General features: G+C 68.2%; 13 protein-coding genes. 5 read left to right on the forward strand and 8 right to left on the reverse strand.

Annotated features, from left to right (window positions below):
* Positions 1–5: 5 nt before the first annotated feature.
* The 4 genes from G6N58_RS23945 to G6N58_RS23960 are packed head-to-tail and all read right to left on the reverse strand — an operon-like array spanning position 6 to position 4,238.
* Positions 6–1,490: a flavin-containing monooxygenase gene (locus G6N58_RS23945; RefSeq protein WP_115281260.1), complete on the reverse strand. Its 1,485-nt coding sequence runs from the start codon at positions 1,488–1,490 to the stop codon at positions 6–8.
* Complete coding sequence (locus G6N58_RS23950; RefSeq protein ID WP_115281259.1) at positions 1,490–2,410, reverse strand: ferritin-like domain-containing protein; 921 nt, start codon at positions 2,408–2,410, stop codon at positions 1,490–1,492. The genes G6N58_RS23945 and G6N58_RS23950 overlap by 1 nt, the downstream gene beginning before the upstream one ends.
* An 11-nt stretch (positions 2,411–2,421) precedes the next feature.
* Entirely contained in the window at positions 2,422–3,279 is an 858-nt protein-coding gene (locus tag G6N58_RS23955) for an SDR family NAD(P)-dependent oxidoreductase (RefSeq protein WP_115281258.1), read from the reverse strand.
* On the reverse strand, positions 3,279–4,238 hold the full coding sequence (locus G6N58_RS23960; RefSeq protein WP_115281257.1) for an alpha/beta hydrolase: 960 nt from the start codon (positions 4,236–4,238) through the stop codon (positions 3,279–3,281). Before G6N58_RS23960 ends, G6N58_RS23955 begins: the two co-directional genes overlap by 1 nt.
* A gap of 150 nt (positions 4,239–4,388) precedes the next feature.
* Here G6N58_RS23960 and G6N58_RS23965 point away from each other — a divergent pair, with 150 nt between their 5' ends.
* From G6N58_RS23965 to G6N58_RS23985, 5 genes are read left to right on the forward strand one after another with little or no spacing between them, the layout of a single operon-like run.
* Positions 4,389–6,179 (forward strand): N-acyl-D-amino-acid deacylase family protein, encoded by a 1,791-nt coding sequence (locus G6N58_RS23965; protein WP_115281256.1) that lies wholly within the window; start codon positions 4,389–4,391, stop codon positions 6,177–6,179.
* Positions 6,169–6,633, forward strand: coding sequence for a nuclear transport factor 2 family protein (locus G6N58_RS23970; protein WP_115281255.1), 465 nt, complete (start codon positions 6,169–6,171; stop codon positions 6,631–6,633). Before G6N58_RS23965 ends, G6N58_RS23970 begins: the two co-directional genes overlap by 11 nt.
* A gap of 32 nt (positions 6,634–6,665) precedes the next feature.
* A complete protein-coding gene (locus tag G6N58_RS23975; RefSeq protein WP_115281254.1) occupies positions 6,666–7,094 on the forward strand; it encodes a MarR family winged helix-turn-helix transcriptional regulator in 429 nt (142 codons plus the stop codon).
* Between the two features lie 9 nt (positions 7,095–7,103).
* Positions 7,104–7,511, forward strand: a complete 408-nt coding sequence (locus G6N58_RS23980) for a hypothetical protein (protein ID WP_115281253.1) — start codon at positions 7,104–7,106, stop codon at positions 7,509–7,511.
* On the forward strand, positions 7,508–7,834 hold the full coding sequence (locus G6N58_RS23985) for a rhodanese-like domain-containing protein (RefSeq protein ID WP_115281252.1): 327 nt from the start codon (positions 7,508–7,510) through the stop codon (positions 7,832–7,834). Before G6N58_RS23980 ends, G6N58_RS23985 begins: the two co-directional genes overlap by 4 nt.
* Before the next feature lie 9 nt (positions 7,835–7,843).
* Here the strand turns inward: G6N58_RS23985 and G6N58_RS23990 are convergent, their stop codons facing one another.
* The 4 genes from G6N58_RS23990 to G6N58_RS24005 are packed head-to-tail and all read right to left on the reverse strand — an operon-like array spanning position 7,844 to position 12,875.
* Positions 7,844–8,950 (reverse strand): amidohydrolase family protein, encoded by a 1,107-nt coding sequence (locus G6N58_RS23990; protein WP_232067979.1) that lies wholly within the window; start codon positions 8,948–8,950, stop codon positions 7,844–7,846.
* A 1-nt stretch (position 8,951) separates the two neighbouring features.
* On the reverse strand, positions 8,952–10,304 hold the full coding sequence (locus tag G6N58_RS23995) for a type I glutamate--ammonia ligase (protein WP_115281250.1): 1,353 nt from the start codon (positions 10,302–10,304) through the stop codon (positions 8,952–8,954).
* Between the two features lie 17 nt (positions 10,305–10,321).
* On the reverse strand, positions 10,322–10,816 hold the full coding sequence (locus G6N58_RS24000) for a carboxymuconolactone decarboxylase family protein (RefSeq protein ID WP_115281249.1): 495 nt from the start codon (positions 10,814–10,816) through the stop codon (positions 10,322–10,324).
* Positions 10,817–10,826: 10 nt separating this feature from the next.
* Complete coding sequence (locus G6N58_RS24005) at positions 10,827–12,875, reverse strand: MDR family MFS transporter (RefSeq protein WP_115281248.1); 2,049 nt, start codon at positions 12,873–12,875, stop codon at positions 10,827–10,829.
* Positions 12,876–12,880: the final 5 nt, after the last annotated feature.

The following is a 12,880-nucleotide window of genomic DNA, read 5'->3' on the forward strand; positions in this document are numbered from 1 at the left end:
GCATGCTAGGCGGTCAGCACCGGTGCACCCCGTCGTTCGCCCTCGGTGATCCGGTAGTCCTGCAGATCCACTGACCGCAGCTGCCGGACGTACTGGCTGGCGAAACCGGGATACATCGTGGCGTTGAACCCGTCCGCGGTCAGATACCAGCTCTGACACCCGGAATTCCAGGTGGTGGAGCGCAGCCGGCGCTGGATCTCGGCGTTGTGGCGGGTCTGCGCTTCGGGGCGGACGTCGAGCGCCTTCCAGTCGAACCGGAGCAGGGCGCCGATCGCCTCGACGATGTAGCCGATCTGGGCCTCCATGTACACCAGTGCCGAGCTGTGCCCGGGACCGGAGTTGGGCCCGAAGGTGAAAAACAGGTTTGGAAATCCCGAGACCGCGACGCTGCGGTAGGCGTAGGCGCCGTTGCTCCATTCCGATGCCAGGTCGCGGCCGTCGACACCGGAGACCGGAAACGGGGTGCCGGCCTTGGACACCTCGAAGCCGGTGGCGAACACGATGGCGTCGAACTGGTGCTCGATGCCCTCCACGGTGCGGATGCCGCGCGGCGACAGGCGCGCGATCGGCCACGTGACCAGCTTGCAGTTGTCCGCCTGCAGCGCCGGGTAGTAGTCACTGGTCATCAGCAGCCGCTTGCACCCCGCCGCGAAGTCCGGTGTCAACTGCCGGCGCAGCCACGAATCTTTCACCTGCCGACGCAGATTGGCTCGGCTGATCGCTTCCACCAGCCGGGTGAACGGGGTGTCCCAGACCACCCCGAGAGCCACCGATTCGTGACCCCAGAACCACGCCGAGCGCACGGCCTTCTCTGCCACGGGCGCGCTGGCGTAGAGGCGTCGGGTCCAGTCGGCGGTGCGGGTGTTCAGCCGCGGAAGCACCCAGCCCGGCGTGCGCTGGAACACCTTGACCGATCCGGCGGTCTTGACCAGTTGGGGGATGATCTGCACGGCGCTGGCGCCGGTGCCGATGACGGCGACCTTCTTGCCGGAGAAGTCGTATTCGTGATTCCAGCGGGCACTGTGGATCTTGGTGCCCTCGAAGGTATCGATACCAGGAATGTCCGGCAGGCTGACGTTGGAGAGCGGACCGGAGGCCACGATCACGGTCCGGGCCCGAATCGGCTTGCGGCCCTTCAACCTCACCGTCCACTCCCCCGCGGCTTCGTCGTAGGCCACCCCGGTGACGGTGTGTTCGAAGCGGATCCGCCCCGCCAGCCCGGCAGTCTCGACCATCCGCTCGATGTACTGCAGGATCTCGGCGCTGCCGGAGTAGGTGTGCGACCAGTCCGGGTTGGCCGCAAAGCTGTAGGAGTACAGCCGCGACGGGATGTCGCAGGCCGCACCGGGATAGGTGTTGTCCCGCCAGGTGCCGCCCACCCGGGTGTCGCGTTCGAAGAGGACAACGTCGGTGATGCCCTGCTGCTGCAATCTGATGGCGGCGCCGATCCCGGCGAATCCGGCGCCGACGATCGCCACGTTGACGGTCATCAGGCCACCGGCTCGTAGGTGAGTTCGTCCGACCAGGTCGGGGTGTGGCGCACCAGCGGCATCGGGATGGCCCCGGTGACCTTGACCAGCGAGTCCGCCAGCCAGTGGTACTTCGAGCTGCGGTCGATGACCTTCTTGCTGTGCCAGGAGATGAACCGGTACATGGGAACCCGGTGGACGAATTCGCTGCGCTGGCCGACACTGCGGAACCTGCGCATGGCCTGGTAGAGCTTCTCTTCGTCGACGCCCATGGCAACGATGTTGTCGCGCATCTTGTTCAACAGCGGAAAGTAGCTGAGGGTGCCGATCAGGAGTGCAGGGTTCATCCAGCTGCCGACGAACTCGACAGCCAGCTTGCGTGCGGTCGCGTGGCCCAGGATGTCCATCACCTCGAAATCGACGGCCAGATGCCGTGATTCGTCGGAGTTGATGCGCTTGAACACCTCCTGGGCCACCGGATCCTTCACCTCGTCGGTGATGAACTTGATCAGCGCACCGTCGAGCGCCACCTCGAGCATCGGTATGACCGTGCCCAGAATCGACAGCGACATCCCGTCGGAGAACTTGTCCAGCCACGTGATCACCAACTGCACATTGACACTCGGCGGCGGGATCTCGTCGTCCTCCAGCATGCCCCAGCGGCGCATCAGGGCCAGTTCGGCGTTCGCATGCTTCTGCTCTTCGGCGTGGAAGTGCTCGTAGATGCTCTTCAGCGTCGGAGTGGGGGCCTTCTTCGCGAGCGCGGCGAACCCGCGGGCGCCGACGTTCTCGATCCACATCAGGTCTGTCATGAACGGCTTGAGCTTGGCCCACAGGTCGTCGTCGATGAGCTCGGCGCCGGGTGCATCCCAGTCGATGTCGACCAGGGCCCACTGCTTGTCCTTGATCTTCTGCAGCATGGTGTCCAGATCCATCGCCACGAGCGGTCCTTTCAGTTGTCGGGCAGCAGGCGGCCGAGGAGTCCGGCGCCGCGGACGTAGAGGGCGGGAAAATGCCGTTTGAGGTGCCAGATGACGATGGCGTCGAGTTGCGGGACGACGTACAGCCGCCCGCTGGCGTGGGCGTCGAGGGTGCGCACGGCGACGTTGTCGGGCGACAGGCCGGTCCAGCGCGCCAGCTGTTGGCTCAGGTTCATCGAGGCCGGCGTGATGCGGCCGTCGGTGAACACATTGGTCTGCACGAAGGTGGGACACAACACGGTGACCGCGATACCGGTGCCGTCCAGTTCGGCGGCCAGCGTTTCCGACAGCGACATCACGCCGGCCTTGGACACGTTGTAGGCGGCCATCGAGGGTGCGGCGGCGAAGCCGGCGGCGGAAGCGACGTTGATGATGCCGCCGCGGCCGGCCTGCCGCAGGATCGGGGTGAACACCTCACATCCGTAGACGACCCCCCAGAGATTGATCCCCAGCGCCCAGTCCCAGTCATCGAATCCGATGTCGCCGATCGGTTTTCCACCGATCCCGACGCCGGCGTTGTTGATCACCAGTGTCGGTGCGCCGTCGAAGATCTGCTGCGCCTGTTCGGCCAGGAGTTCCACTGCGGCTCGGTCGGACACGTCGCACGGCACGGCATAGCCGGCGCCGGTGGGGAGTTCCTGGATCAGTGTGACAGTCTCCGCGGCGCGCTCGGGGTCGATGTCGGCACAGACGACGTGTCCGCCGCGGCGGGCCAGTTCGAGGGCGAACGCACGTCCGATGCCGCTGCCCGCGCCCGTGATCACTGCGTTGGCAGCGGTGGTGCGCCGCGGCCCGCGCCACGCCCGCAGGGCGGTGCCGATGCCGAGCATCAGCCCAGCTCCCGAAGCTCGTCGACCCGGCTGACGGGGAGGTGTTCGGTGATGAACTCGGCCGCTCGGCGCAGCGCGACGGTCGCCTCCGGCGCGACCCTGGGCAGCGCCTGGAAGACGTGCACCATCCCCGGCCACACCTCCAGGGTGCTCCGGCCGCCGGATTCCGAGAGCTCGGCGTGCAGGTGCCGGGCGTCGGCGCTGAGCATCTCGAAGCTGCCGACCTGGATCAGCATCGGTGGGAGCAGGCGGGCGTCGGTGAAACGCAGCCGCAGCCGAACATGCAGCGGGTCCTGGCCGTGGGTGTAGAGCTCGACCATCCGTGCTGCCGCAGCTGCCGACATCGCGGGGTCGCGTCGTGTCCTCTCCTGCTGCTTGGCCAGTGCCATGGTCAGGTCGATCAACGGCGAGAACAGCACCACGGCTGCAGGCTGGAACGCGGCGTGGCGGGTGTGGGCCAGCAACATGTCGCAGGTGAGGTGCCCTCCGGCCGAGTCGGCGCCGATCACGATGTCAGAACCCGAGTAACCCTGCTCCAGCAGCCAGCGGTAGCCGGCCTCGACATCCTCGGCGGCAATCGGGAAGCGGTGCCGGGGTGCCAAGCGGTAGTCCACCACGAAGAACGGCAGTCCCGTGGCTTCCGACAGCCGGGCCACCAGCTTGCGGTGGGTGGCGGTGGAGCAGAGCACGAAGGCGCTGCCGTGCACGTAATATCCTGCCCGCGAGCCGAATTCGACGCCGGGGCCGAGTACCCACTCGCCGCGCACGCGTGACGTGCGGACGGGGACGACCGTCGTGCCGGCCGGCATGGACCCGCCTGCGGCCATGATGGTCGCGATCAGTCCGCGGCCGAACCAGACGCCCGGTTGATTGGCGGGAATCGCGCTGGTCAGGCATCCCAGCGTCCAGCGCGTGATGGTCGCGGACGCCAGAGCACGCACGGTGGGGCCGGGCGGCATCGCAGTGGTGGGCACGCCTGAAGACCATCATCAATTGTGTCATTTGTCAATGTCACAATGTCGAGTGCGCAAATCCGCAGTCGAAATTTTGTGAACACAGTTCGGAATCTGTGCATTCAGTCGTTGACAGTCATTTCTGGAACAGGTTCTATGAACGATGTGACCTACGACACGATCATCCGCGGCGGGCGTTGGTTCGACGGTTCCGGCTCCGCCTCCGCAGTGCGCGACATCGGCCTGCGCGGCGGTCACGTGGCGGCCATCAGCGCCGAGCCGCTGGACGTCGGCGACTGTCCCGAGGTGATCGACGCCGCGGGACACTGGGTGCTGCCCGGCCTCATCGACATCCACACCCATTACGACGTCGAGGTGCTCGGCGGCCCCGCGCTGACGGAGTCGTTGCGCCACGGTGTCACCACGATCATGCTCGGGTCCTGCTCGCTGTCGACGGTGTACGTCGACGGCACCGAGGCCGGTGACCTGTTCGGACGCGTGGAAGCCATTCCGCGCGAACACGTGATCTCGGCGGTGGACGGGCACAAGACCTGGAACTCGTGCAGGGAGTACATCGCCGCACTCGAGGCTCGCCCGCTGGGCCCGAACGTGGCGGCGTTCATCGGGCATTCCGACATGCGCACGGCCACCATGGGATTGGACCGCGCCACCCGCGCCGATGAGCGCCCCACCCGCGCCGAGCAGGCTCGGATGGAGGACATGCTCGCGGAGGCACTCGATGCCGGCATGGTCGGAATGTCCTCTCAGCAGCTGCTTTTCGACAAGATCGACGGCGAAACCTGTCGCTCGCGGACCTTGCCGTCCACCTACGCCAAGCCCCGGGAACTGCGCCGGCTCAAGGCGTTGCTGCGGCGCAGTGGCCGGATTCTGCAGTCCGGGCCCGATATCGCCAACCCGGTCAACGTCGGCTCACAGGTGTTCAGCTCACTGGGCCTGTTCCGCAAGAAACTCAAGACCAGCCTGCTCTCGGCGGCCGACGTGAAGGCCAACCCCTACGCGGTGACGATCATGGGACCGCTGGCGGGCCTGGTCAACCGGTTCGGCGGCGACTTCCGGTGGCAGCACCTGCCGGTGCCGTTCGAGGTGTACGCCGACGGGATCGACCTGGTGATCTTCGAGGAGTTCGGCGCGGGGGCAGCGGCCCTACACCTGCGCGACGAGGTGGAGCGCAACGCGTTGATGCGCGACGAGGCCTACCGGCGCAGGTTCCGCAAGGAGTACGAGAGCAAGCTCGGTATCCGGGTGTGGCACCGCGACTTCTTCGACGCCCAGATCGTGGCCTGTCCCGACGCGGCCGTGGTGGGCAAGTCCTTCGGCGAGGTGGGCACCGACCGGGGCGGGCTGCACCCGGTGGACGCGTTCCTGGATTTGGTGCTCGAGCACGGGCGCGCCTTGCGCTGGCGTACCACCATCTCCAACCACCGCCCCGAGATCCTCAAGAAGCTGGCTGCCGAACCCGGTGTGCAGATGGGCTTTTCGGATGCCGGCGCACATCTGCGCAACATGGCCTTCTACAACATGGGCCTGCGATTGCTGCGCCACGTGCGCGACGCCCAGCGCGCAGGCCGGGAGTTCATGACCATCGAGGCGGCGGTGCACCGGCTCACCGGTGAACTGGCCGACTGGTATCGCCTCGACGCCGGGCATCTGCGCATCGGTGACCGCGCCGACCTGGTGATCATCGACCCCGAGAAGCTGGATGGCTCCCTCGACGACTACGCCGAGGAGCCGGTGGCCCAATACGGCGGCCTCTCGCGGATGGTGAACCGCAATGACGCCACCGTGGCCGCGGTGCTGGTGGGCGGTGCGACGGTGTTCCGGTACGGCCGGACCACCGATCTCGTGGGCGCCGAGCGCACCGGTAGCTTCCTGCGGGCCGGCGTACCGGTCCCCGCCCGGCACCGGGAGCTCAGCCATGCCGGTTGAGCAGGCCACCCGCAGCGCCGCGGACACGGTGCTGGGCATGTGGCGGTCCCTGTCGGCCCGCGACTGGGCCGCCGTGCCGGCCTTCCTGGCTCCCGACTGCATCTACCTCGATATGCCGGTGGGCCCCACCGCCGCAGCCAAGGGCCCCGACAACATCGTCAAGCGGCTCAAGATCGGGCTGGCACCGCTGGCGGCGTACGAGAACTTCGACGGCCTGCTGGTGGCCGACGGCGAACACGTGATGTACGAGCACTCCGAGTCGTGGCGGTGGCGCACTGGCGAATCCGCGTTGTTGGAGTTCGTCACCGTGCACCGCGTGGTCGACGGCCGGATCACGCTGTGGAAGGACTACTGGGACATGGGCGCGCTGACCGCCCACGCGCCGTCGACGTGGTTGAGCGACTTCGCCACCGCCGACATGTCCTGGGTGTACGACGCGTCGGCGGACCTCTGAGAACCCAGGCGCGGCACAGGTAGCCTGCCTGCATGTCCGAGCCGCCACCGTTCAGTCCGACCATCATGCTGCTGACGGTGAGCCGGGTCTGGGAGGCCGCCCTGGCGGACGCGCTGAAGCCGCTGGGGCTGACCATTCGCAAGTACGGGATGCTGGGCCATATCCGCGGGACCCCCGACATCTCGTTCAGTGAGTTGGCCCGACGCTCGCGCATCACGGTGCAGAGTGCGCACGCCGCGGTGACGGGGTTCGTCGCCGCGGGCTGGGTGGACGACGGCACCGCCCATGCCGGGTCGGCCTCCACCCTGCGTGTGACGCCCGAGGGCGCGGCGCTGCTGGACCGAGCCGCCGCCCATGTGCGCCGCCTCGATGGGGATTTCACCGCGCGCTCCCCCGAGCTGGCGCAGATGCTGCGCCGGCAGATGACCCGACTCGCGGAAGGCAACCCAACCTTCAGTTAGTCTGAAGGTATGGAATCCGTTCTGCTGTCCGTCCACGTGGTGGCCGGCATCCTCTTCGTCGGCCCGGTGGCCGTGGCGGCGAGCCTGTTCCCGCGCTATGCCGTCGAGGGACCCACAGTGGCCGCCGCCCTGCACCGGATCACCCGGGTGTACGGCGTTCTGGCACTGGTGGTTCCTGCCGTCGGGATCCTGCTGGCGTTGGTGCAGGGCCGCACCACCGAGATCTGGGTGCTGATCGCGCTGGCCCTGACCGCGCTGGCCGGCGGGCTGCTCCTGGAGATCGCCCCGCGCCAGCGAGCGGCCCTGGCGGCGCCGGAAACTGCGGCGCTACGCAGCATCGGCATGCTGACCGGCGTGTTCAACCTGCTGTGGGCGATTGTGGTGGTGCTGATGATCGTCCGGCCGGGGGCGTCGTGAAGTTCCGGCACTATCTGCGCCGACCCCCAGCGGTCAGCGCCGCCGATGCCATCCAACTGATGGCCGAGGGAGCCCTGATCGTCGATGTCCGGCGGGACTTCGAGTGGAACCGGGTGCACATCCCCGGGTCGGTGCACCTGCCGTTGGAAGTCTTGGCGCAGCGCTGCCTGGAACTGCCCGATGACCGCTTGTTGATCGCCTTCTGCACCGGTGGACTGCGCTCTGCGGGGGCGGCGAATCTGTTGGTGGAGAACGGGTTTCAAGCCACCAACTGCAGCGGCGGGTTGATCCATTGGCGGGCCGCGGGCGGGCCGCTGACCTGACGGACAGATCTAGCCCAGGTGGTAGATGCGCCGCGCGTTGCCGAAGGCGATCAGCTCCGCCACCCGGATGGCGTCGGCCTCGCACCACTGGCCGCTGTCGACGAATTCGCCCAGCACCCTGGCCATTCCGTCGCGCCACAGCCGGGCGCCGAGGTAGTGCAGTTCGGCGGGCCCGTAGGCGTCCGAGGAGTAGAGGATCTTGCGGAACGGCGCCATCTCCAGCAGCCGGGCCAGGAAGGACACCGACCGCGCGCCCAGGTAGTTGATGCTCAGTCCGCCGTCGAGGTACACGTTGTTGAACGCCTGTGCCAGATACCCCGCCTCACGTTCGAACGGGTAGCAGTGCAGCAGCGTCACCGGGGTGTCACCGGAGTGGCGCAGGAACTCCAACAGATGCAACGGGTTGGTTCGATGCAGATCGCAGTCACGGTCGCCGAACCCGACGTGGAACTGCAGCGGCTTGCCCAGCCGGAGCCCTTGATACAGCCCGAAGCGCAGCAGGGTCCGGTCGGTCAATCGGGTGCCACCCGCATCGCGCCAGCGCTGCGCGGCCTCGCGTACCTCGGCCGCAGACGGCTCCGTCAGATCACCTTCGAAGCCACCTCGGTAGGCCAGGATCGACTTGGTGCCCACGGCATCAGCGCCCCGGCGCTCGACGATCTCGGTGAACGCCGCGGCGTAGTCGCCCTCGGCGGCCGCAGCCTCTTCGGCCACCTGTTCCAGCCGCACCACCTCATGGGCGCGGCCTCCGGACAGGGCGGCCATCTGCTTGGGCGCGCTCACCCCGGCGGCGAAACCGGTGTCGAGCACCCAGTCGCTGACGCCGGCTGCGGGCAGGAACACTGCCGTCAGCTCCTGCTCGCCGAGCTCAGTGCGCCGGGACCAGTACTGCTGCGGCTCCGCATGTTCCGGCAGTCCCAGCAGGGGCGCGCAGTGTCTGCGGATGGCGAAGCCCAGCTGGGTGTCGAAGGCGGAGTCGAACGCCGCCAGCGGCTCGGTGTTGGCTTCGTTGAGACTGTTCTCGAACCGGGCCCGCGAACCACCGTCGACCCAGCAGCCGTGCACATGGTGATCCACCAGCGGCACCGTCGCCAGGAGTTCGGTCAGCAGCGACACCTCACAGACTCCAGGCCAGCCGGAACCGGGCGGCCAGCTCGTCGGCGGGCAGCGCGCCGAAGTGCTCGATCTCATAGCGGCGCACCGCCACCAGGGCGTCGACAGCCGGATCGCCAAGGATGCCACGCACCAGCGCCGAAGAGTCGAGCGCGTCGATGACGGTGGCCTGGCTGTCGGACAGCTGGACCGTGGCGGCCGCAGCGCGCTGCTCGGCGGTCTGCGTGGCCGGGTCCACGGTGGTCTCCCCCGGTAGCGTCGCCGACCGGTCGATGCCGTCGAGAGCCAGCCCGAGGATGGCCGCCGTTGCGAAGTAGGGGTTGGCCGAGGGGTCCACGATCTTCACCTCGACGTTCGCACCGTGGGGGTTGGCGGGGCCGCCGGTCAGGAAGCGCACCGCGGCTTCCCGGTTCTCCACGCCCCAGCAGGCGTAGGCACCTGCCCAGTGCCCGGGCTGCATCCGCAGGCCGGAGAGCACCGACCCGGAGAACACTCCCTGAGCCTGTGGCAGGCCCGCCAGCACGCCGGCCGCCGCGGCCTGGCCCTGCGGTGTCATCCCGTGCGGACCGTCCCCGCCGGAGAACAGTGGAACGTCGTCGCGACTCAGCGAGAAGTGTTGGTGGGCACCCGATCCCACGGCACCGGCAAACGGTACCGGTGAGAAGCTGACCCGCAGCCCGTGCGCGCGGGCCACCCGGCTGATGATGATGCGGGCCAGCACCACATGATCAGCGGCGGCCACCGGTGTGCGGGGTCGCAGGGACAGCTCGAACTGGTTGCCGCCGTATTCGGGATGGAACTGTTCGATGCCGACACCGGCGGCGGTGGCCGCCGTGGTGACTTCCCGGATGAAACCCTCGTACTCCAGCACGCCGGCCAGCCCGTATTGGGCCCAGGCACGGGTGGGCAGCGCGTCGCCGTCGTTGCCGACGAGCACGAACTCGAGTTCGTGCCCCACCTGTGCGGTCAGTCCGTGTTCGGCCAGTCGCTCCTCGACGCCGGTCAGCACACCGCGGCTGCACTGGGGCACCCGTTGCCCGTCCTGGGTGTAGAAATCCCCTGGCGCCCAGGCCCATCCGTCGCCGAGGACACGCAGGGCCGTGAGGTCGATGCGGATACGCTGATCCCCCACCACGCCGATGTCTCCGGTGAAGGCGATACCGGCCTGGTCGATGGCGAAACCGTGCCACACCGGGCTGGCGCCCAGCCCGGGGTCGGCGAATGCGTTGGTCCGCATCACCGGAACGGTCTTGGCGTGCGTCAGGCCCGCGGGATTGACGACGGTGCCCAGCACCGTGACAACGCCGTTGGCGTCGAGTTGGGCCAGTGACGCCGAGGGGGCTGGGGTGGCTGTCATGCAGCCATCATGCCCGCTTACCCGCGACTGGGGATGGTGAGCGCGCAGGCCTGCCCGATGTCCAGGGTGCGCAGCATCCGTCCCATGCCCACCCACATGGCGCAGGACAGGGCCAGGTCGGCCATCAGTTCGTCGGAGAAGTGGGCGCCCGCCCGCGCCCAGAAGTCCTCGTCGTCACGCAGCGCGGTGTGGTCGGTGCCGAAGCGGTGCGCGAATTCGGCGGCGATGCGTTCCTCCTCGGAATAGCCCGGCCAGGTGCGCCACTGGTCGGCGTGGTCGTAGAGCTCTTCGTCGACGCCGGCGGCGGGGCCGTCGGCGTCGCGGGTGTTGATGCACACGGCGCACTCGTTGTCGTGGGCGATCACGATCCGCGCGAGCTCCCGCACACGCATCGGCAGCCGGTTGTTGTTGTAGACGGCGTGGGTGTATCCCGCCATCGCGGCACCGATCTCCGGGGACTTGACGATCCAACCCGCGACATCGTCGGCCGGGAACTCTCCGATACGGCTCATGGCCGCGATGCTACGCGGTGGAGCCCGGTAGTGGAACGCGTTCTAGTTTCTGCTCGTCCCAGTCTCGCTGCACCAGCATGCGGTGGGCGATCCGCTCGAGCGCGGCCTCCACCTGTTCGCGGTCGGGCCGGCCCTCGAAGTGCGGATCAGCGGCCAGTTTCTCCAGGATGCGGCCGACGATCGCGGTCGAGGCCACGTCGACCTGATGTCGCCCGGCCTGGGTCAGCCACATCTGGTCGTCGGTGCGCAGGGCGTAACCGTCGGCCACCAGCTTGTCGAAGGTGGGTTCGAGTACTTCGCACGGCATCCGCAGGCGGTCGCCGATCTCCGAGAGGGTGGCGGAGCCGAAGACCTGGTTCTGTCGGAAGATCTGGATCAGCGCCCACAGTCCGGCGACGTCGACCTCGCACCCGTACCGCCCGGCGATGTGCCGCAGCCGGATCTCCGGGGAATCGCGGAACATCCGGCCCACTGCGGTTTCCAGGATCCGCTCCGGGGTGTCGGCGCCGGGCATCCCGAAGCCCTCACCGAGGTCCGTCGCCGACACGGCGTCGATGTCGCGCAGCGGCACCTCTTTGAGGAACAGCGACACCACAAAACCGACCACCGCCACCGGCGCGGCGCACAGGAACACCAGCCCCAGGGAGTCGGCATAGGCGTCCACGACCGGTGCGGCCACCTCCGGTGGGAGCGCGTGCAGCGCTTTCGGGGAATCGGCGGCCCCCGGGGGCACCGCACCGCCGGTGAGTGCGGGAGCCAGGCGACCGGCCAGGAAGTTGGCGAACAACGACCCGAAGATGGCGGCGCCGAACGAACTGCCGATGGTGCGGAAGAAGGTCACCCCGGAGGTGGCGACGCCGAGGTCCTCGAAGCGCGCGGTGTTCTGCACGGTCAGCACCAGGACCTGCATGCACAGGCCGATGCCCGAGCCCAGCACGAACAAAGACAGCGACTGCATCAGCACCGGGGTGGTGGCATCCATCCGGGACAACAGCACAAAGCCGACGCTCATCACCGCGGTGCCCGCGACGGGAAAGATCTTGTAGCGGCCGGTGCGTCCCACGATCTGACCGCTGCCGATCGAGGTGAGCAGCAGCCCGGCCACCATGGGCAGCGTGCGCAGTCCCGACTCGGTGGCCGACACCCCGTCGACGAACTGCATGAACGTCGGCAGGAACGTCATGGCCCCGAGCATCGCGAACCCGACGATGAACGCCAGGATGCAGCACACCGTGAACACCGGGCTGGCGAACAGCCGCATCGGCAGGATCGGCTCGGCCGCGCGGGTCTCCACCCACACGAAGACACCCAGGGCAGCGGCGGATCCGACGAAGAGGGCGATGATCACCGGGGAGGTCCACGGGTATTCCCCGCCGCCCCAGCTGGTGGCCAGGGTCAGGCCCGAGGCGCCCACGCCGACGAACAGGATGCCCGCGTAGTCGATGACCGGGCGGCCGGCGCGGGTCAGTGCGGGGATGGCCGCGGCACCGACGGCCACCACCACGAGGGCGACGGGGACGTTGATCCAGAAGGCCCAGCGCCAGCTCAGATGGTCGGTGAAGAACCCGCCCAACAGCGGGCCGATCACCGTCGTGACACCGAACACCGCACCCAGTGCGCCCTGGTAGCGTCCGCGTTCGCGCAGCGGGATGACCTCGCCGATCACCGCCATGGCCGTGACCATGATCGCGCCGCCTCCGATGCCCTGCAGGGCGCGGGCGGCCACCAGGGTGGACATGGACGCGGCCAGCCCGCACAGCACCGACCCGAGCAGAAAGAACAGCACCGAGACGCAGAACACCCGCTTGCGCCCGAACAGGTCGCCGAGCTTGCCGACGATCGCGGTCGCGATGGTAGAGGCCAGCAGGTAGCTGGTGACCACCCAGGACTGATGACCCGCGCCGCCGAGGTCGGCCACCACCGTGGGCAGAGCGGTGGCGACGATGGTCTGGTCGAGCGCGGCCAGCAGCATGCCGAGCAGCACCGCAACAAAGATGAAGTTACGGCGTGCGGGGCTGATCAGCGAGGTGCCGGCCGACTCGTCGGGTGAGTTCGACACAATAG

It is taken from the genome of Mycolicibacterium tokaiense (genome assembly GCF_010725885.1).
GTDB lineage: Bacteria > Actinomycetota > Actinomycetes > Mycobacteriales > Mycobacteriaceae > Mycobacterium > Mycobacterium tokaiense.